The sequence below is a fragment of the Enterobacter sp. BWH64 genome, from assembly GCF_001037645.1.
GTDB lineage: Bacteria > Pseudomonadota > Gammaproteobacteria > Enterobacterales > Enterobacteriaceae > Enterobacter > Enterobacter hormaechei_C.
The window spans coordinates 316,526-337,210 of sequence record NZ_KQ089922.1 but is presented as its reverse complement, the minus strand read 5'-3'; the positions used below and the strand labels follow the sequence as shown (position 1 = coordinate 337,210).

The 20,685-nt window shown below is 53.7% G+C and carries 19 protein-coding genes; 18 read left to right on the top strand and 1 reads right to left on the bottom strand.

From position 1 onward, the window contains the following. The first annotated feature begins 130 nt into the window (after positions 1 to 130). Positions 131 to 1,627 (top strand): ATPase RavA, encoded by a 1,497-nt coding sequence (gene ravA, locus SK50_RS01635; RefSeq protein WP_003862389.1) that lies wholly within the window; start codon positions 131 to 133, stop codon positions 1,625 to 1,627. After that, positions 1,621 to 3,072 (top strand): ATPase RavA stimulator ViaA, encoded by a 1,452-nt coding sequence (gene viaA / locus SK50_RS01630; protein ID WP_015570153.1) that lies wholly within the window; start codon positions 1,621 to 1,623, stop codon positions 3,070 to 3,072. Before ravA ends, viaA begins: the two co-directional genes overlap by 7 nt. Here the strand turns inward: viaA and asnA are convergent, their stop codons facing one another. Beyond that, positions 3,073 to 4,065: an aspartate--ammonia ligase gene (asnA, locus tag SK50_RS01625; RefSeq protein WP_003862385.1), complete on the bottom strand. Its 993-nt coding sequence runs from the start codon at positions 4,063 to 4,065 to the stop codon at positions 3,073 to 3,075. Between the two features lie 151 nt (positions 4,066 to 4,216). Here asnA and asnC point away from each other — a divergent pair, with 151 nt between their 5' ends. The 16 genes from asnC (at position 4,217) to pstS (ending at position 20,592) form a co-directional block, all read left to right on the top strand. Then, positions 4,217 to 4,675, top strand: a complete 459-nt coding sequence (gene asnC, locus SK50_RS01620) for a transcriptional regulator AsnC (RefSeq protein ID WP_003862383.1) — start codon at positions 4,217 to 4,219, stop codon at positions 4,673 to 4,675. 90 nt (positions 4,676 to 4,765) lie between these two features. Further along, entirely contained in the window at positions 4,766 to 5,215 is a 450-nt protein-coding gene (mioC, locus tag SK50_RS01615; protein WP_003862381.1) for an FMN-binding protein MioC, read from the top strand. A gap of 374 nt (positions 5,216 to 5,589) precedes the next feature. Further along, entirely contained in the window at positions 5,590 to 7,479 is a 1,890-nt protein-coding gene (gene mnmG, locus SK50_RS01610) for a tRNA uridine-5-carboxymethylaminomethyl(34) synthesis enzyme MnmG (RefSeq protein WP_045343936.1), read from the top strand. Between the two features lie 107 nt (positions 7,480 to 7,586). Beyond that, positions 7,587 to 8,210 carry a 16S rRNA (guanine(527)-N(7))-methyltransferase RsmG gene (gene rsmG, locus SK50_RS01605; RefSeq protein WP_017694037.1) on the top strand — a complete coding sequence of 208 codons (624 nt, stop codon included), beginning with the start codon at positions 7,587 to 7,589 and terminating at the stop codon, positions 8,208 to 8,210. A 615-nt stretch (positions 8,211 to 8,825) separates the two neighbouring features. After that, the gene (gene atpI, locus SK50_RS01600; RefSeq protein WP_003862375.1) at positions 8,826 to 9,206 is read left to right on the top strand and encodes a F0F1 ATP synthase subunit I; all 381 of its coding nucleotides are present in this window, start codon (positions 8,826 to 8,828) and stop codon (positions 9,204 to 9,206) included. 8 nt (positions 9,207 to 9,214) lie between these two features. Continuing rightward, positions 9,215 to 10,030, top strand: a complete 816-nt coding sequence (gene atpB / locus SK50_RS01595) for a F0F1 ATP synthase subunit A (protein ID WP_003862373.1) — start codon at positions 9,215 to 9,217, stop codon at positions 10,028 to 10,030. Between the two features lie 49 nt (positions 10,031 to 10,079). After that, the gene (gene atpE, locus SK50_RS01590; protein ID WP_000429386.1) at positions 10,080 to 10,319 is read left to right on the top strand and encodes a F0F1 ATP synthase subunit C; all 240 of its coding nucleotides are present in this window, start codon (positions 10,080 to 10,082) and stop codon (positions 10,317 to 10,319) included. Between the two features lie 48 nt (positions 10,320 to 10,367). Further along, on the top strand, positions 10,368 to 10,838 hold the full coding sequence (gene atpF / locus SK50_RS01585) for a F0F1 ATP synthase subunit B (RefSeq protein ID WP_003862370.1): 471 nt from the start codon (positions 10,368 to 10,370) through the stop codon (positions 10,836 to 10,838). A gap of 14 nt (positions 10,839 to 10,852) precedes the next feature. Beyond that, positions 10,853 to 11,386, top strand: a complete 534-nt coding sequence (gene atpH / locus SK50_RS01580; protein WP_015570151.1) for a F0F1 ATP synthase subunit delta — start codon at positions 10,853 to 10,855, stop codon at positions 11,384 to 11,386. 12 nt (positions 11,387 to 11,398) lie between these two features. Next, positions 11,399 to 12,940 carry a F0F1 ATP synthase subunit alpha gene (atpA, locus tag SK50_RS01575; protein WP_003862367.1) on the top strand — a complete coding sequence of 514 codons (1,542 nt, stop codon included), beginning with the start codon at positions 11,399 to 11,401 and terminating at the stop codon, positions 12,938 to 12,940. A 51-nt stretch (positions 12,941 to 12,991) separates the two neighbouring features. Continuing rightward, positions 12,992 to 13,855: a F0F1 ATP synthase subunit gamma gene (gene atpG, locus SK50_RS01570; RefSeq protein WP_003862364.1), complete on the top strand. Its 864-nt coding sequence runs from the start codon at positions 12,992 to 12,994 to the stop codon at positions 13,853 to 13,855. A 31-nt stretch (positions 13,856 to 13,886) separates the two neighbouring features. Beyond that, a complete protein-coding gene (gene atpD / locus SK50_RS01565; RefSeq protein ID WP_015570150.1) occupies positions 13,887 to 15,269 on the top strand; it encodes a F0F1 ATP synthase subunit beta in 1,383 nt (460 codons plus the stop codon). 20 nt (positions 15,270 to 15,289) lie between these two features. Further along, complete coding sequence (locus SK50_RS01560; RefSeq protein WP_006177560.1) at positions 15,290 to 15,709, top strand: F0F1 ATP synthase subunit epsilon; 420 nt, start codon at positions 15,290 to 15,292, stop codon at positions 15,707 to 15,709. A 139-nt stretch (positions 15,710 to 15,848) separates the two neighbouring features. Next, the gene (gene glmU, locus SK50_RS01555; RefSeq protein ID WP_045341231.1) at positions 15,849 to 17,219 is read left to right on the top strand and encodes a bifunctional UDP-N-acetylglucosamine diphosphorylase/glucosamine-1-phosphate N-acetyltransferase GlmU; all 1,371 of its coding nucleotides are present in this window, start codon (positions 15,849 to 15,851) and stop codon (positions 17,217 to 17,219) included. Between the two features lie 225 nt (positions 17,220 to 17,444). After that, the gene (glmS, locus tag SK50_RS01550) at positions 17,445 to 19,274 is read left to right on the top strand and encodes a glutamine--fructose-6-phosphate transaminase (isomerizing) (RefSeq protein WP_023298944.1); all 1,830 of its coding nucleotides are present in this window, start codon (positions 17,445 to 17,447) and stop codon (positions 19,272 to 19,274) included. Between the two features lie 277 nt (positions 19,275 to 19,551). Beyond that, a complete protein-coding gene (gene pstS / locus SK50_RS01545) occupies positions 19,552 to 20,592 on the top strand; it encodes a phosphate ABC transporter substrate-binding protein PstS (RefSeq protein WP_017383706.1) in 1,041 nt (346 codons plus the stop codon). Positions 20,593 to 20,685: the final 93 nt, after the last annotated feature.

Sequence of the window (20,685 nt, the reverse complement as noted above, 5' to 3'; positions counted from 1 at the left end):
CCCTAAATGCAGCCGCATTAATGTAGCGCAAAGAAAATAGCGCCGCACTTCAGCCTATTACCAGGCCAGACCGAAACGTCTATACTCGCTTCAATTAGCCGCCACGACGGCGAAAGGATGCAAAACTATTATGGCTCACTCACATTTATTAGCAGAAAGAATTTCCCGCCTCAGCAGTGCGCTGGAGAAAGGCCTTTACGAGCGTAGCCACGCCATTCGCCTCTGTTTACTGGCGGCGCTGAGTGGGGAAAGCGTATTTCTGCTGGGCCCGCCGGGCATTGCCAAAAGTCTGATCGCACGCCGCCTCAAATTCGCTTTCCAGAACGCGCGCGCATTCGAGTATTTGATGACGCGCTTCTCCACGCCGGAAGAAGTTTTCGGCCCACTCTCCATTCAGGCGTTAAAAGATGAGGGACGCTATGAACGTCTGACGGCGGGCTATCTTCCGGAAGCGGAAATCGTCTTTCTTGATGAGATCTGGAAAGCCGGCCCGGCCATACTGAATACCCTGTTGACGGCAATTAACGAACGCCGCTTCCGCAACGGCGCCAGCGAAGAGAAGATCCCCATGCGCCTGCTGGTGGCCGCGTCTAACGAATTGCCCGAAGCCGACAGCAGCCTGGAAGCGCTGTATGACCGTATGCTGATCCGCCTGTGGCTGGATAAAGTCCAGGATAAATCAAACTTCCGTTCTATGCTGGTAAGCCAGCAGGATGAAAACGAAAACCCGGTGGCAGCGTCATTGCAGGTCACGGACGAGGAATACCACCAGTGGCAGGAGGAGATCGGCAAGATAAAACTGCCCGATCCCGTTTTTGAGCTGATCTTCATGCTGCGCCAGCAGCTTGATTTGCTGCCTTCCGCGCCGTACGTCTCCGATCGTCGCTGGAAAAAAGCCATTCGCCTGCTCCAGGCAAGCGCGCTGTTTAGCGGCCGCGATGCTGTCGCCCCAATCGATCTGATCCTGCTGAAAGACTGCCTGTGGCACGACGCAGAAGGGATGAATCTGATGCAACAGCAGCTGGACGTTTTGATGACCGGACACGCGTGGGGTCAACAGTCGATGCTTAATCAACTAGGCGCGATTGCCCAACGTCGCCTTCAGCTCCAGCAGCAGCAAAGTGACAAAACCGCGCTGAAGGTGAACCGTCTTGGCGGGATGTTTGCCCGTAAACCGCACTATGAACTGCCCGCCGGGCTGACTGACGCCTCGCTCACGCTTCTTCTTCAGCAACCGCTGAAGCTTCATGATATGCAGGTTGTGCACGTGACGATCGAACGCGTTGCGCTGGTTCAGTGGCTGGATAAAGGCGGTGAGATCCGCGGTAAACTCAACGGTATCGGCTTTGCACAGCCGCTGTCGATGGAAGTCGACAGCAGCCAGCACCTTGTGATCCGCGACGTCAGCCTTCAGGGATCGCGCCTGGCGCTGCCGGGCACGGCCTCCGATACTGTTCCGGAGGAGATCAAACAGCAGCTCGACGCGCTGGATAACGAATGGCATCAGCAGCACACGCGCTTCAGCGAGCAGCAGAAATGCCTCTTTATCCATAGCGACTGGTTAGGTCGCATTGAAGCCAGCTTGCAGGATGTCAGCGCGCAGATCAAACAGGCGCGTCAATGCTAACGCTGGACACGCTTAACGTCATGCTGGCGGTTAGCGAGGAAGGGTTGATCGAAGAGGTCGTCATTACCCTGCTCGCTTCACCGCAGCTGGCGGCCTTCTTTGAAAAATTCCCGAAGCTCCGAAAAGCAATGACGGACGATCTGCCCCGCTGGCGCGATAACCTGCGACAGCGGTTTAAGGAGACGGAAGTCCCGCCGGAACTGACAGAGGAAGTGGCTGGTTACCAGCAGTGCCAGCGGCTTTCAACACCGCAGTTTATTGCCCAGCTACAGCAAACCCTGACGCTGCTTGATAACGTTCACTCCCCGTTTGCCAGCCAGGCCAGAGCGCTGGTCACTGACAACCCCAGCTTTACTCCCGCCCTGCATACGCTGTTTTTACAGCGCTGGCGTCTGAGCCTTGTGGTCCAGGCCACGGCCCTTAATCAGCAGTTGCTGGACGAAGAGCGCGAACAGTTGCTCAGTGAAGTCCAGGAGCGAATGACCCTGAGCGGCCAGTTAGAACAGGTGCTGGTGGAGAATGAAAACGCCGCCGGTCGACTCTGGGATATGAGTGCCGGCCAGTTAAAGCGGGGCGATTATCAGCTGATCGTGAAGTACGGCGACTTTCTGGCACAACAGCCGGAGCTGATGAAGCTCGCAGAACAGCTCGGCCGTTCCCGGGAGGCCCGGTCGGTCCCAAAGAAAGATGCGCCGATGGAAACCTTCCGTACGCTGGTACGTGAACCCTCCACCGTACCGGAGCAGGTGGACGGGCTACAGCAAAGCGATGACATCCTGCGCCTGCTGCCTACGGAACTCAGCACGCTGGGCATGACCGAACTGGAGTATGAGTTTTATCGTCGGCTGGTGGAAAAACAGCTCATTACCTATCGACTGCATGGCGAAGCCTGGCGCGAGAAGATCAGCCAGCGTCCGGTGGTACACCAGGATTTTGATGAGCAACCGCGCGGCCCATTCATTGTTTGCGTCGATACGTCTGGATCGATGGGGGGCTTTAATGAACAGTGTGCAAAAGCGTTCTGCCTGGCTCTGATGCGCGTGGCGCTTGCCGATCGTCGTCGCTGCTACATCATGCTCTTTTCCAGCGAAGTTGTTGGGTATGAACTGACCAGCCCACAGGGGCTGGAGCAGGCGATCCGCTTTTTAAGCCAGCGCTTTCGCGGCGGCACCGATCTGGCCAGCTGTTTTCGCAGCATCATTGAGCGCATGCAGGGCGGTGACTGGTACGACGCGGATGCGGTGGTGATTTCCGATTTTATCGCCCAGCGGCTGCCGGACGACGTCGTGAATAAAGTGAAGGAGATGCAGCGCGTGCACCAGCACCGTTTCCATGCCGTGGCGATGTCTGCACATGGAAAACCCGGCATCATGCGCATCTTCGATCATATCTGGCGCTTTGATACCGGGTTGCGTAGCCGCCTGCTCAGACGCTGGCGACGTTAATTAAAGAAGAGAACCGACGCTCTCACGTACCTGCTGCGGCCAGACCCCACACTGTACCTGACCAATGTGAGAGAGTTGCAGCAGCAGCATGGTCAGACGAGACTGGCCAATACCACCGCCGATGGTCTGCGGCATTTCACCGCGCAGCAGTGCCTGGTGCCACTCCAGTTGCAGACGATCTTCATCACCGGTCACGGCCAGCTGACGCTTCAGTGCTTCAGCATCCACGCGGATCCCCATCGAAGAGAGTTCAAACGCATCTTCCAGAACCGGGTTCCAGACCAGAATATCGCCGTTCAGACCGGCATATTCGCTTTCGCCCACGGTGCTCCAGTCATCGTAATCCGGCGCACGGACGTCGTGACGTTTACCATCAGACAATTTCCCGCCAATGCCGATAAGGAATACCGCGCCCAGCTCTTTGGCGATCGCGCGTTCACGGCCTTTGGCATCCAGATCCGGGAAACGGCTCAGCAATTCCTGACTGTGAACAAAGTGGATCGTTTCCGGCAGGAACGGTGCCAGACCAAACTCTTTGCTCACGGCCGCTTCGGTTGCTTTGATCCCGGCGTAGATCGCCTCAACAGTGGATTTCAGCGTACCGACGTGACGCTCGCCATCTCCCATTACGCGCTCCCAGTCCCACTGGTCAACGTAGACAGAGTGAATCGGGGAAAGGCGGTCTTCATCGGGGCGAAGGGCTTTCATGTGCGTGTAAAGCCCTTCGCCCGCGCTGAAGTCGTGTTGTCCCAGGGTTTGACGCTTCCACTTCGCCAGGGAGTGAACCACTTCGAACTGGGCGTCTGGCAGTGTTTTCACTTTTACCTGTACCGCTTTTTCGCAACCAGACAAGTTATCCTGCGTCCCGTCACCCACGCGGCTCAGAATCGGCGCCTGAACTTCAATAAGGCCAAGCTTCTCTTCCAGCTGGCGGGAAAAATGGGATTTTACGAAACTGATCTGGCGTTGTTTTGCGATGTAAGCGGTTTTCATTATTTATACTCCTGCGTCCTGTTGATACTGATTAAGCAACAGAACAGGCGCTTAATTCAATAACCCATCAACAAAAAGCCGCCTTCACTTTTGATTCGTTAAAATAAGACGCTAGAATAGAGGGAATCATTAATCTTCATAAGAAAAAACTATGGAAAATTATCAGATCGACAATCTGGACCGCGGCATTCTGGAAGCGCTAATGGCCAACGCACGCACCGCGTATGCCGAACTGGCGAAACAATTTGGCGTCAGCCCGGGGACCATTCACGTTCGCGTCGAGAAAATGAAGCAGGCCGGGATCATCACCGGCGCACGCATTGATGTCAGCCCGAAGCAACTTGGCTACGACGTCTGCTGCTTCATTGGCATTATTCTGAAAAGCGCCAAAGATTACCCCTCCGCGCTGGAGAAACTGAACGCGCTGGATGAAGTCACCGAGGCGTACTACACCACCGGGCACTACAGCATCTTTATAAAGGTGATGTGCCGATCCATTGACGCCCTCCAGCAGGTACTTATCAACAAGATCCAAACAATCGATGAAATTCAGTCCACTGAAACCCTGATCTCCCTGCAAAACCCGATCATGCGTACTATCCGCCCGTGATCGGGCAATTTCATTCCCACATTTTCCACAGGTAGATCCCAGCTCGTTCACAGCGTACAATGGCCGCCTCTTTATCTGAGCGAGCGATCAATGGCGGACATTACTCTTATCAGCGGCAGCACCCTGGGCGGTGCGGAATATGTAGCGGAACATCTGGCTGAGAAGCTGGAAGATGCGGGCTTTTCTACACAAACGCTGCACGGACCGCTGCTGGAAGATCTCCCGACTGACGGGGTCTGGCTGCTGATCACCTCCACGCACGGCGCGGGCGATCTGCCGGATAACCTGCAACCTTTATATGACGAACTGCTGGAACAACAGCCCGATCTGTCAAACGTCCGGTTTGGCGCTGTGGGGATCGGCAGCCGTGAATATGACACTTTCTGTGGCGCCATAGAGAAAGTAGAAGCTGCGGTGACCGCCTGCGGAGCAAAACAGCTGGGTGAAACGCTGAAGATCAACATCCTCGATCATGACATTCCCGAAGATCCAGCCGAGATCTGGCTCGCGGAATGGAAAAATTTACTCAAAAACGATTAAAGATTGCGCGATCAGATGTGGATAACTCTGGTTAAAAGCTCGTATTAAGCCGTAGTTATCCAAAGAACAACGTTGGTTTAGTTTTTGACCTGTGTATAAAGTGGCGATCTGATCCCAGCTTATACGGTCCAGGATCACCGATCATTCACAGCAAACGATCCTTCCTAACTGCATGATCTTATTTATGGGATCGGACTTATCCACAAAGGTCTGCGATCCTAATAAGAGATCACAATAGAACAGATCTCTAAATAAAAAGATCTTCTTTTTAATAGCCCAGGATCCCAATGCTTTCTCGAAAGACTAAAGTTGAGTAGAATCCACGGCCCGGGCTTCAATCCATTTTCATACCGCTTTACGCGAGGCAGACCACCATGTTTTATCAGGATCCTTTTGACGTCATCATCATTGGCGGGGGTCACGCAGGCACTGAGGCCGCAATGGCCGCAGCGCGAATGGGTCAGCAGACCCTGCTTTTGACACACAATATCGACACGCTGGGACAAATGTCCTGTAATCCGGCGATTGGCGGCATTGGGAAAGGACACCTGGTAAAAGAAGTGGATGCACTTGGCGGCCTGATGGCGAAAGCGATCGATCATGCGGGCATTCAGTTTAGGATACTAAACGCGAGTAAAGGTCCGGCTGTTCGCGCCACCCGTGCACAGGCAGACCGCGTGCTTTACCGTCAGGCTGTGCGCACCGCGCTGGAGAACCAGCCGAACCTGATGATCTTCCAGCAGGCAGTTGAAGATCTTATCGTCGAGAACGATCGCGTCGTGGGTGCCGTAACCCAGATGGGGCTCAAGTTCCGCGCAAAAGCGGTTGTGCTGACCGTCGGGACATTCCTGGACGGAAAAATTCATATTGGCCTGGATAACTACAGCGGTGGCCGTGCTGGCGATCCGCCGTCTATCCCACTTTCACGTCGTCTGCGTGAACTGCCGCTGCGCGTCAGCCGCCTGAAAACCGGTACACCGCCGCGTATTGACGCGCGCACCATTGATTTCAGCGTGCTGGCACAGCAGCACGGCGATAACCCGATGCCGGTGTTCTCGTTCATGGGCAATGCGGCTCAGCATCCGCAGCAGGTACCGTGCTACATCACGCATACCAACGAGAAAACCCATGACGTGATCCGCAATAACCTCGATCGCAGCCCAATGTATGCCGGTGTGATCGAAGGGATCGGCCCGCGCTACTGCCCGTCGATCGAAGACAAGGTGATGCGCTTTGCCGATCGTAACCAGCACCAGATCTTCCTGGAGCCGGAAGGGCTGACCTCAAATGAAATTTATCCAAACGGCATCTCCACCAGCCTGCCGTTCGACGTGCAGATGCAGATTGTGCGTTCAATGCAGGGCATGGAAAACGCGAAGATCGTTCGTCCTGGCTACGCTATTGAGTACGATTTCTTCGATCCGCGCGACCTGAAGCCGACGCTGGAAAGCAAATTCATCCAGGGTCTGTTCTTCGCAGGCCAGATTAACGGTACCACCGGGTACGAAGAAGCTGCCGCACAAGGGTTGCTGGCCGGTCTGAACGCCGCTCGCTTCTCTGCCGAGAAAGAGGGCTGGGCACCGGCGCGTTCTCAGGCTTACCTGGGCGTTCTGGTCGACGATCTCTGCACGCTGGGGACCAAAGAACCGTACCGCATGTTTACTTCTCGTGCGGAATATCGCCTGATGCTGCGCGAAGACAATGCCGATCTGCGTCTGACTGAGGTGGGCCGTGAATTGGGTCTGGTGGATGACGAACGCTGGGCGCGCTTCAACGAGAAGCTGGAGCGTATCGAACAGGAACGTCAGCGCCTGAAAACCACCTGGGTGAATCCGCAGGCGGAAACCGCTGCCGAAGTAAACGCTCACTTAACAGCACCGCTGTCGCGCGAAGCCAGCGGGGAAGATCTGCTGCGTCGTCCTGAAGTCACTTACGAGAATCTGGTCAAACTGACCGCGTTCGCGCCGGGCCTTGAAGACGCGGAAGCGGCTGAACAGGTCGAGATCCAGGTGAAATACGAAGGCTACATCGCGCGTCAGCAGGATGAGATCGAAAAACAGCAGCGCAACGAAAACACGCTGCTGCCGGAAATGCTGGACTATCGTCAGGTGACGGGCCTTTCCAACGAAGTGATCACTAAGCTAAACGATCACAAACCTGTGTCGATTGGCCAGGCCTCACGTATCTCCGGCGTCACACCTGCCGCGATTTCGATTCTGCTGGTGTGGCTGAAAAAGCAGGGTATGCTGCGCCGCAGCGCGTAATGCTCTGAAAATTGCCCGGTGGCGCTGCGCTTACCGGGCCTACTGAACCCGTAGGGCGGGTTAGCGAAGCGCCACCCGCCACTTAAGTTTCTCAACAGGTATCCACCGTGCTCAATAAACTCTCTCGTCTGCTGGAACAGGCAGGTATTTCGCTCACCGATCACCAGAAAAATCAGCTGGTGGCCTATGTCGATATGCTGAACAAATGGAATAAAGCGTACAACCTCACCTCCGTACGCGATCCCAACGAGATGCTGATTCGTCATATTCTCGATAGCATCGTCGTGGCGCCATATCTGAACGGGGAACGTTTTATCGACGTGGGCACCGGCCCGGGCTTGCCGGGCGTTCCGTTGTCTATTGTTCGACCGGAGAGTCAATTCACGCTGCTGGACAGCCTGGGTAAGCGCGTACGCTTTTTACGCCAGGTCCAGCATGAGCTGAAGCTGGAAAACATCACGCCCGTGCAGAGCAGGGTAGAGGAGTTCCCGGCTGAGCCACCGTTTGACGGCGTTATCAGCCGCGCATTTGCGTCACTCAATGACATGGTGAGCTGGTGCAAACACCTGCCGGCGGAGAAGGGGCGTTTTTATGCGCTGAAAGGGCAACTTCCGGGGGACGAAATCGAGCAGCTTCCGGACGGTTTTGCTGTCGAATCCATTGAGAAACTTCAGATCCCTCAGCTCGAAGGTGAGCGTCATCTGGTGATAATTAAGCCAAACACTTTTTAAAAATTAATAAAAAATGTGGAATTTGTGCTGTTCTGATCGTGTTAAAAAGCAGCACATCCCGTCTGTTTTGGCCGTTGTTAATTTAACCTTGTTGTTACCATGGGTTTTCTTATGGTTAACCTGAAGTGAGTTGTTCACTCTGAGGATAATCAACCATGAAAATATCAGCCTGCTAAAAGTGGGTAAAGGCAACAAGAATGGAATGTTAAATATTTATTAAGAATGTCAATAAAAGGTTTTTGTTGTATACGGCTCTGTTTTAAAAATAGTTGCGATTTTTTTGCTTTAATTTCATACAGATGAAATAAATCGTTTTACGTCTTTGATAAATACCACTTTATCGCAAATGTGTATTTTGTGATCTCGTGCACGCTTTATCACCAACGTTTCCGCGCTGTTTGCAGTTTTGCCTGAAGGTCGGCACTTAGGTCAAAAGTTGAAAAATAGGACTGGGGAAAAATATTTAAACATTTATTCACCTTTTCGCTACTTAATGTTTGAAATCACGGGTACGCACCGTATAATTTGACCGCTTTTTGATGCTTGACTCTGAGCCTTAAAGGACGTTTTATACGACACGCGGCATACCTCGAAGGGAGCAGGAGTAAAAACGTGATGTCTGTGTCGCTCTTGAGTAGAAACGTTGCTCGTAAGCTTCTGTTCATTCAGTTTCTGGCTGTGATAGCAAGTGGACTGCTGTTTAGCCTCAAAGACCCCTTCTGGGGCATCTCCGCCGCGTGCGGAGGTTTGGCGGTGGTTCTGCCAAACGTGTTGTTTATGATTTTTGCCTGGCGTCATCAGGCGCATACACCCGCCAAAGGCCGCGTGGCCTGGTCCTTCGCTCTCGGCGAAGTGTGTAAGGTGTTGCTGACCTTTGCTCTACTGGTGATGGCGCTGGCGGTTTTGAAAGTGGTATTCATGCCGCTGATAGCAACGTGGGTTTTGGTGCTGGTGGTACAAGTTCTGGCTCCAGCTGTAATCAATAACAAAGGGTAAAAGGCATCATGGCTTCAGAAAATATGACGCCGCAGGATTACATAGGTCACCATCTGAATAACCTTCAGCTGGACCTGCGTACATTCTCGCTGGTGGATCCACATAACCCCCCGGCCACCTTCTGGACGATCAACATCGACTCCATGTTCTTCTCGGTGGTTTTGGGTCTTCTGTTCCTGGCCATGTTCCGCAGCGTTGCTAAAAAGGCGACCAGCGGTGTTCCAGGGAAATTCCAGACGTTCATCGAGATGATCATCGGCTTCGTCCATGGCAGCGTGAAAGACATGTACCATGGTAAGAGCAAACTGATTGCTCCGCTGGCCCTGACCGTGTTCGTTTGGGTCTTCCTGATGAACCTGATGGACCTCCTGCCTATCGATTTCTTACCTTGGATCGGTGAGCACGTACTCGGCCTGCCTGCACTGCGCGTGGTTCCGTCTGCCGACGTGAACATCACCCTGTCTATGGCGCTGGGCGTATTTATCCTCATTCTGTTCTACAGCATCAAAATGAAAGGCGTAAGCGGCTTTGTGAAAGAGCTTACCTTGCAGCCGTTCAACCACTGGGCGTTTATTCCGGTCAACCTGATCCTGGAAGGCGTTAGCCTGCTGTCCAAACCTGTTTCACTGGGTCTGCGACTGTTCGGCAACATGTATGCGGGTGAGCTGATTTTCATTCTGATCGCGGGTCTTCTGCCGTGGTGGTCACAGTGGATTCTGAATGTGCCATGGGCCATTTTCCACATCCTGATCATTACGCTGCAAGCCTTTATCTTCATGGTTCTGACGATCGTCTATCTGTCGATGGCGTCTGAAGAGCACTGATTTTTTACCAACACTACTACGTTTTAATTGAAACAAACTGGAGACTGTCATGGAAAACCTGAATATGGATCTGCTGTACATGGCTGCCGCTGTGATGATGGGTCTGGCGGCTATCGGTGCTGCGATCGGTATCGGCATCCTCGGGGGCAAATTCCTGGAAGGCGCAGCGCGTCAACCTGATCTGATTCCTCTGCTGCGTACTCAGTTCTTTATCGTTATGGGTCTGGTGGATGCAATCCCAATGATCGCTGTAGGTCTGGGTCTGTACGTGATGTTTGCTGTCGCGTAGTAGTTGTTTTAAAACCCCAAGCCACAGAAATTTAAGAGGTATTGTGCTGTGAACATGAACGCAACAATCCTCGGCCAGGCCATCGCGTTTATTCTCTTTGTCTGGTTCTGCATGAAGTATGTATGGCCGCCTTTAATGGCTGCCATCGAAAAACGTCAGAAAGAAATTGCTGACGGTCTGGCTTCCGCAGAACGCGCTAAGAAAGATTTGGACCTTGCACAGGCCAACGCGACAGACCAGCTGAAAAAAGCGAAAGCTGAAGCTCAGGTAATCATTGAACAGGCTAACAAACGCCGTTCTCAGATCCTGGACGAAGCCAAAGCTGAAGCAGAACAGGAACGTACTAAGATCGTGACACAGGCTCAGGCTGAAATTGAAGCTGAGCGTAAACGTGCTCGTGAAGAACTGCGTAAGCAGGTTGCGATTCTGGCTGTTGCTGGCGCCGAGAAGATCATCGAACGTTCCGTGGATGAAGCTGCTAACAGCGACATCGTGGACAAACTTGTCGCTGAACTGTAAGGAGGGAGGGGCTGATGTCTGAATTTGTTACGGTAGCTCGCCCCTACGCCAAAGCAGCTTTTGACTTTGCTGTCGAACACCAAAATGTCGATCGCTGGCAGAATATGCTGGCGTTTGCCGCTGAGGTGACGAAAAACGAACAAATGGCCGAGTTGCTTTCTGGTGCGTTAGCGCCTGAAACCCTCGCCGCGTCGTTTATCGCCGTGTGCGGAGAGCAACTGGATGCCAACGGCCAGAACCTGATTAAGGTGATGGCGGAAAATGGTCGTCTCCGTGTGCTCCCGGATGTTCTCGAGCAGTTTGAGCACTTACGTGCCCTTAGTGAAGCTACCGCTGAAGTTGAAGTAACTTCTGCGACTGAACTGAGTAACGAACAGCTTGCGAAAATCACCGCCGCGATGGAAAAACGTCTGTCACGCAAAGTTAAGCTGAATTGCAAAATCGATAAGTCTGTAATGGCAGGCGTAATCATCCGCTCGGGTGATATGGTCATTGATGGCAGCGTACGCGGCCGTCTTGAGCGCCTTGCAGACGTCTTGCAGTCTTAAGGGGACTGGAGCATGCAACTGAATTCCACCGAAATCAGCGAACTGATCAAGCAGCGCATTGCTCAGTTCAATGTTGTGAGTGAAGCTCACAACGAAGGTACTATTGTTTCTGTAAGTGACGGTGTTATCCGCATCCACGGCCTGGCCGATTGTATGCAGGGTGAGATGATTTCCCTGCCGGGTAACCGTTACGCTATCGCACTGAACCTGGAGCGCGACTCCGTAGGTGCCGTTGTGATGGGTCCATACGCTGACCTTGCCGAAGGCATGAAGGTTAAGTGTACTGGCCGTATTCTGGAAGTACCGGTTGGCCGTGGCCTGCTGGGTCGCGTTGTTAACACCCTGGGTGCGCCAATCGACGGTAAAGGTCCGGTTGAGCACGATGGCTTCTCCCCAATCGAAGTTATCGCACCAGGCGTTATCGACCGTCAGTCCGTTGATCAGCCAGTGCAGACGGGTTATAAGTCCGTTGACGCCATGATCCCAATCGGGCGTGGTCAGCGTGAACTGATCATCGGTGACCGTCAGACCGGTAAAACCGCGATGGCAATCGACGCCATCATCAACCAGCGTGATTCCGGCATCAAATGTGTATACGTGGCTATCGGCCAGAAAGCGTCCACCATTTCCAACGTGGTTCGTAAACTGGAAGAGCACGGCGCACTGTCTAACACCATCGTTGTGGTAGCAACCGCGTCTGAATCTGCTGCACTGCAATACCTGGCGCCATACGCCGGTTGCGCAATGGGCGAATACTTCCGTGACCGCGGTGAAGATGCGCTGATCGTATACGATGACCTGTCTAAACAGGCCGTTGCTTATCGTCAGGTTTCCCTGCTGCTCCGTCGTCCACCAGGACGTGAAGCATTCCCGGGCGACGTATTTTACCTCCACTCTCGTCTGCTGGAGCGTGCTTCCCGCGTTAACGCGGAATACGTCGAGAACTTCACCAAAGGTGAAGTGAAGGGTAAAACAGGTTCTCTGACCGCTCTGCCGATCATTGAAACCCAGGCGGGTGACGTTTCTGCGTTCGTTCCGACCAACGTAATCTCCATTACCGATGGTCAGATCTTCCTGGAAACCAACCTGTTTAACTCCGGTATTCGTCCGGCGGTTAACCCGGGTATCTCCGTATCCCGTGTGGGTGGTGCTGCTCAGACCAAGATCATCAAGAAACTGTCCGGTGGTATCCGTACCGCGCTGGCACAGTATCGTGAACTGGCTGCGTTCTCTCAGTTCGCATCCGATCTGGACGAAGCAACCCGTAAACAGCTGAGCCACGGTCAGAAAGTGACCGAGCTGCTGAAGCAGAAACAGTACGCGCCAATGTCTGTTGCTCAGCAGGGCCTGGTACTGTTCGCGGCTGAACGCGGTTACCTCGAAGATGTGGAACTGGCGAAAATCGGTAGCTTCGAAGCCGCTCTGCTGGCTTACGTCGACCGTGATCACGCTCCGCTGATGCAAGAGATCAACCAGACCGGTGGCTATAACGACGAAATCGAAGGCAAGCTGAAAGCTATCCTCGATTCCTTCAAAGCAACCCAATCCTGGTAATCGTCCGGCGGCTTGTCTCAGGACAAGCCGTCTGGCATTGAGGAGAAGCTCATGGCCGGCGCAAAAGAGATACGTAGTAAGATCGCAAGCGTCCAGAACACGCAAAAGATCACTAAAGCGATGGAGATGGTCGCCGCTTCCAAAATGCGTAAATCGCAGGATCGCATGGCGGCCAGCCGTCCTTATGCAGAGACCATGCGCAAAGTGATTGGTCACCTTGCGAACGGTAATCTGGAATATAAGCACCCTTACCTGGAAGAACGCGACGTTAAGCGCGTGGGCTACCTGGTGGTGTCGACTGACCGTGGTCTGTGTGGCGGCTTGAACATTAACCTGTTCAAAAAACTGCTGGCGGATATGAAAGGCTGGTCCGATAAAGGCGTTCAGTGCGATCTGGCACTGATTGGCTCTAAAGGCGTCTCTTTCTTTAACTCCGTTGGCGGCAACATTGTCGCTCAGGTGACCGGTATGGGTGATAACCCGTCCCTGTCCGAACTGATCGGCCCGGTTAAAGTGATGTTGCAGGCCTACGATGAAGGCCGTCTGGACAGACTGTACGTTGTCAGCAACAAATTTATTAACACCATGTCTCAGGTGCCTACGCTCACTCAGATGCTGCCGTTACCGGCATCAGAAGATGACGAGCTGAAACAGAAAGCCTGGGATTACCTGTATGAACCCGATCCGAAACCGCTGCTGGATACCCTGCTGCGTCGTTACGTTGAATCTCAGGTTTATCAGGGCGTTGTAGAAAACCTGGCCAGCGAGCAGGCCGCACGAATGGTGGCGATGAAAGCCGCGACCGATAATGGCGGCAGCCTGATTAAAGAGCTGCAGTTGGTTTACAACAAAGCTCGTCAGGCCAGCATTACTCAGGAACTCACCGAGATCGTCTCGGGGGCCGCCGCGGTTTAACCAGGTTTACGAATTACGTAGAGGATTCAAGATGGCTACTGGAAAGATTGTCCAGGTAATCGGCGCCGTGGTGGACGTCGAGTTCCCTCAGGACGCCGTACCACGCGTGTACGACGCGCTTGAGGTACAGAATGGTAACGAGAGCCTGGTGCTGGAAGTTCAGCAGCAGCTCGGCGGCGGTATCGTGCGTACCATCGCCATGGGTTCTTCCGACGGTCTGCGTCGTGGTCTGGAAGTAAAAGACCTTGAGCACCCGATCGAAGTCCCGGTAGGTAAAGCAACACTGGGTCGTATCATGAACGTATTGGGTCAGCCAATCGACATGAAAGGCGACATCGGTGAAGAAGAGCGTTGGGCTATCCACCGCGCGGCACCTTCCTACGAAGAGCTGTCCAGCTCTCAGGAACTGCTGGAAACCGGCATCAAAGTTATCGACCTGATGTGTCCGTTCGCGAAGGGCGGTAAAGTCGGTCTGTTCGGTGGTGCGGGTGTAGGTAAAACCGTAAACATGATGGAGCTGATCCGTAACATCGCGATCGAGCACTCCGGTTACTCCGTGTTTGCGGGCGTGGGTGAACGTACTCGTGAGGGTAACGACTTCTACCACGAAATGACCGACTCCAACGTTCTGGATAAAGTATCCTTGGTTTACGGCCAGATGAACGAGCCACCAGGAAACCGTCTGCGCGTTGCGCTGACCGGCCTGACCATGGCTGAGAAGTTCCGTGACGAAGGTCGTGACGTTCTGCTGTTCGTTGATAACATCTACCGTTACACCCTGGCCGGTACTGAAGTATCTGCACTGCTGGGTCGTATGCCTTCAGCGGTAGGTTATCAGCCTACGCTTGCGGAAGAGATGGGTGTTCTTCAGGAACGTATCACCTCTACCAAAACCGGTTCTATCACCTCCGTTCAGGCGGTATACGTACCTGCGGATGACTTGACTGACCCATCCCCAGCCACCACCTTTGCTCACTTAGATGCAACCGTGGTACTGAGCCGTCAGATCGCGTCTCTGGGTATCTACCCGGCCGTTGACCCGCTGGACTCCACCAGCCGTCAGCTGGATCCACTGGTTGTTGGCCAGGAGCACTACGACACCGCGCGTGGCGTACAGTCCCTGCTGCAACGTTATCAGGAACTGAAAGACATCATCGCCATCCTGGGTATGGATGAACTGTCTGAAGAAGACAAACTGGTGGTAGCACGTGCGCGTAAGATCCAGCGCTTCCTGTCCCAGCCGTTCTTCGTTGCGGAAGTATTCACCGGTGCACCTGGTAAATACGTTTCCCTGAAAGACACCATCCGTGGCTTTAAAGGCATCATGGAAGGCGAATACGATCACCTGCCAGAGCAGGCGTTCTACATGGTTGGTTCCATCGAAGAAGCCGTGGAAAAAGCCAAAAAACTTTAACGCCTTAATCGGAGGGTGATATGGCAATGACTTACCACCTGGACGTCGTCAGCGCAGAGCAACAAATGTTCTCTGGTCTGGTCGAGAAAATCCAGGTAACGGGTAGTGAAGGTGAACTGGGTATTTTCCCGGGTCACGCACCGCTGCTCACCGCCATTAAGCCTGGTATGATCCGCATCGTTAAACAGTTCGGTCATGAAGAGTTTATCTATCTGTCCGGCGGCATTCTTGAAGTGCAGCCAGGCAGTGTGACCGTTCTGGCCGATACCGCTATACGTGGCCAGGATCTCGACGAAGCGCGAGCCCTGGAATCGAAGCGTAAGGCTGAAGAGCACATTAGCAGCTCTCATGGTGACGTGGATTACGCTCAGGCGTCTGCGGAGCTGGCCAAAGCGATCGCGAAACTGCGCGTTATCGAGTTGACCAAAAAAGCGATGTAACACCGGCTTGAAAAGCACAAAAAGCCAGTCTGGATCCCAGGCTGGCTTTTTTTTTCGGCCTTAATTCATGATGAAAAAGATGTAGAATTTTAAGCATCAAACGTTTTTACTTCTCACACAAACTACCGTCAGGATGCGTATGTTAAACAGTGCGATGAGCGTGGTGATCCTTGCCGCAGGCAAAGGTACCCGCATGTATTCCGATCTGCCTAAGGTGCTCCACACGCTGGCAGGAAAGCCAATGGTTCAGCATGTTATTGATGCAGCGAATGAATTGGGCGCCAGCCAGGTGCATCTGGTTTATGGACATGGCGGCGACCTGCTGAAAAAAACGCTGCGTGATGACAATCTCAACTGGGTGCTACAGGCAGAACAGTTGGGTACAGGCCATGCGATGCAGCAGGCTGCACCCTTCTTCTCTGATGATGAAGATATCCTGATGCTCTACGGCGACGTCCCGCTGATCTCCGTTGAAACCCTCACTCGCCTGCGTGAAGCCAAACCGCAGGGCGGCATCGGTTTGTTGACCGTCGTGCTGGACGATCCAACCGGCTATGGCCGCATTACGCGTGAAAACGGCAAGGTAACCGGGATTGTTGAGCATAAAGATGCCACTGACGAACAGCGCCAGATTCAGGAGATCAACACCGGCATCCTGATTGCGAACGGTGCGGATATGAAGCGCTGGCTGTCCAGACTCAACAATAACAACGCGCAGGGTGAATACTACATCACCGACATCATTGCGATGGCTTACCAGGAAGGGCGTGAGATTGCCGCCGTTCACCCGGCTCGCATCAGCGAAACGGACGGGGTAAACAACCGTCTCCAGCTTTCTCGCCTGGAGCGTATTTATCAGTCCGAGCAGGCAGAAAAGCTGTTGCTCGCGGGCGTTATGCTGCGCGATCCGGCGCGTTTCGATCTGCGTGGCACGCTGACCCATGGGCGCGACGTTGAAATAGATACTAACGTTATCCTGGAAGGTAACGTCACGCTGGGCAACCGCATCAAAATCGGCTCTGGCTGCGTGATTAAAAACAGCGTGATCGGTGACGACTGCGAAATCAGCCCGTACAGCGTGGTGGAAGATGCCCATCTTGAGGCGGCATGTACCATCGGCCCGTTTGCGCGTCTGCGCCCGGGCGCTGAGCTGCTGGAAGGCGCTCACGTAGGTAACTTTGTGGAAATGAAAAAAGCGCGTCTGGGTAAGGGCTCGAAAGCCGGTCATTTGACCTATCTGGGCGATGCGGAAATTGGCGACAACGTAAACATCGGTGCTGGAACCATCACCTGTAACTATGACGGTGCCAATAAGTTTAAAACCATCATCGGTGATGATGTGTTTGTAGGCTCCGATACCCAGCTGGTGGCGCCTGTCACCGTGGGCAAAGGCGTGACCATTGCCGCCGGGACAACCGTTACGCGCGATGTGGCCGAGAACGAGCTGGTGTTAAGCCGTGTGCCGCAGGTCAGCAAGCAGGGCTGGAAACGCCCGGTGAAGAAGAAGTAACAACAAGGCGGGTGGCGCTATGCTAACCCGCCCTACGATTGAGTAGGCCTGATAAGGCGTAGCCGACATCAGGCAAACCCGGGAGAGGAGATAAATATATATCTCCCCCCACAAGCAGTACCCATAAAAATAACCCCACTCTCTACAAGGCTCGGGGCGCCCGGAAAGGGCAAATACAGGTCAGCGACAACGCATGGCATAACGCCATAATCAGGAAATCTAACTATGTGTGGAATTGTTGGCGCAGTTGCGCAGCGTGATATTGCTGAAATCCTTCTCGAAGGTTTACGTCGTCTGGAATATCGTGGTTACGACTCAGCCGGTCTGGCTGTGGTCGATGCAGAAGGTCATATGACCCGTCTGCGTCGTCTCGGTAAAGTGCAGATGCTGGCCCAGGCTGCGGAAGAACATCCGCTGCACGGTGGCACCGGTATTGCACATACCCGCTGGGCGACCCACGGTGAGCCATCTGAAGGCAACGCACACCCGCATGTGTCTGAACACATCGTGGTGGTGCATAACGGCATTATCGAAAACCACGAACCGCTGCGTGAAGAACTGAAAGCGCGCGGCTATACCTTCGTCTCTGAAACCGACACCGAAGTGATTGCTCACCTGGTGCACTGGGAGCTGGCAAAGGGCGGTACACTGCGTGATGCGGTGCTGCGCGCTATCCCTCAGCTGCGTGGTGCTTACGGTACGGTGATCATGGATTCCCGCGACCCGTCCACGCTGCTGGCCGCGCGTTCCGGTAGTCCGATGGTGATTGGTCTGGGCATGGGTGAAAACTTTATCGCTTCCGACCAGCTGGCGCTGTTGCCGGTTACCCGTCGCTTTATCTTCCTGGAAGAGGGAGACATTGCCGAGGTGACACGTCGCAGCGTGACCGTATTCGACACGAAAGGCGAGCAGGTTAAGCGTCAGGAGATCGAATCAAACCTGCAATACGACGCGGGCGACAAAGGCGCTTACCGTCACTACATGCAGAAAGAGATCTACGAACAGCCAAACGCCATTAAAAACACCCTGACCGGTCGCATCAGCCATGGTGAAGTGGATCTGAGCGAGCTGGGCGCCAATGCCAACGAACTGCTGAGCAAAGTCGAGCACATTCAGATCGTGGCCTGCGGTACCTCTTATAACTCCGGTATGGTCTCGCGCTACTGGTTTGAATCCCTGGCGGGCGTGCCGTGTGATGTGGAAATCGCGTCTGAGTTCCGCTACCGCAAATCTGCGGTGCGTCGTAACAGCCTGATGATCACCCTTTCTCAGTCTGGCGAAACGGCTGATACCCTGGCGGCGCTGCGTCTGTCTAAAGAGTTGGGTTACCTGGGCTCGCTGGCCATCTGTAACGTGCCGGGCTCTTCGCTGGTACGTGAATCCGATCTGGCGCTGATGACCAAAGCCGGTACTGAAATTGGCGTGGCTTCCACCAAGGCGTTTACCACTCAGTTAACCGTTCTGCTGATGCTGGTGGCGAAACTGGCGCGTCTGAAAGGTCTGGATGCCTCCGTTGAACACGACATTGTGCATGGCCTTCAGGCGCTGCCGAGCCGTATCGAGCAAATGCTGTCTCAGGACAAACGCATTGAGGCGCTGGCGGAAGATTTCTCTGACAAACATCACTCCCTGTTCCTGGGGCGTGGCGATCAGTATCCGATTGCGCTGGAAGGCGCACTGAAGCTGAAAGAGATCTCTTACATTCACGCTGAAGCTTACGCGGCAGGTGAACTGAAACATGGCCCGCTGGCGCTGATCGACGCGGATATGCCGGTTATCGTGGTGGCACCGAACAACGAACTGCTGGAAAAACTGAAATCTAACATCGAAGAAGTGCGCGCCCGTGGTGGTGTTCTGTACGTCTTTGCGGATAAAGATGCCGGTTTCGCCAGCAGCGACAACATGCACATCATCGAGATGCCGCATGTGGAAGAGGTGATTGCGCCGATCTTCTATACCGTTCCGCTGCAACTGCTGGCTTATCACGTCGCGCTGATCAAAGGCACCGACGTTGATCAGCCGCGAAATCTGGCGAAGTCTGTTACCGTAGAATAACTCCTTCAGACTCCACCTTCGGGTGGAGTTTTTTTTATGACAACCTGTCATTTTCAGCTATTTTTTCAGTGTCACATAAAGAAAATATTACTGAAATCCTGCCGTCACGTTCCCATTTAAGTGGATGAGAATTAAAGATCTTTTTGGTTTTCTTTAAGTGAAACTTTCTTTGTCATAAAACTGTCATATTTCGTACATTTATCTGTCACCTGTTTGTCCTATTTTGCTCATCGTAGCCACTTAAACAATGATTTACGAAATCCTTGCAGGAGACATTATGAAAGTTATGCGTACCACTGTCGCAACTGTTGTCGCCGCGACCTTATCGATGAGCGCTTTCTCTGCCTTTGCAGCAGCAAGCCTGACTGGCGCTGGTGCAACCTTCCCTGCGCCGGTGTATGCCAAATGGGCGGATACCTACCAGAAAGAGACCGGTAACAAGGTCAACTATCAGGGTATCGGCTCCTCCGGTGGCGTAAAACAAATTACCGCGAATACCGTTGATTTCGGCGCATCCGACGCTCCGCTGTCTGATGAGAAACTGAATCAGGAAGGCCTGTTCCAGTTCCCGACCGTGATCGGCGGCGTTGTGCTGGCTGTTAACATCCCTGGCCTGAAATCAGGCGAGCTGGTGCTGGACGGCAAAACCCTGGGTGACATCTACCTGGGCAAAATCAAAAAATGGGATGACGAAGCCATCACTAAGCTGAACCCGGGCGTTAAGCTGCCTTCGCAGAATATCGCGGTGGTTCGTCGTGCTGACGGCTCTGGTACCTCTTTCGTGTTCACCAGCTACCTGGCGAAAGTGAACGAAGAGTGGAAATCTAAAGTCGGTTCCGGCTCTACCGTTAACTGGCCAACCGGTCTGGGCGGTAAAGGCAACGACGGTATCGCAGCCTTCGTACAGCGTCTGCCAGGCTCCATCGGTTACGTAGAATACGCTTACGCTAAGCAGAACAACCTGGCTTACACCAAACTGGTTTCTGCCGACGGCAAACCGGTTAGCCCGACCGAAGAGAACTTCGCCAACGCCGCGAAAGGCGCTGACTGGAGCAAATCCTTCGCGCAGGACCTGACCAACCAGAAAGGCGACGATGCATGGCCTATCACGTCTACCACCTTCATTCTGGTCCACAAAGAGCAGAAGAAGCCTGAGCAGGGTGCTGAAGTGCTGAAGTTCTTCGACTGGGCATACAAAAATGGCGGCAAACAGGCTAACGATCTGGATTACGCCAGCCTGCCAGACAGCGTGGTTGAGCAGATCCGTGCTGCATGGAAAACCAACGTGAAAGACAGCAGCGGTAAAGCGCTGTACTAACAGGATATATTTAACGAAGATGGCGGGTGGCGCGCAGCGATCCCGCCCTACGGTTCATCCTGTAGGCCCGGTAAGCGTCAGCGCCACCGGGCA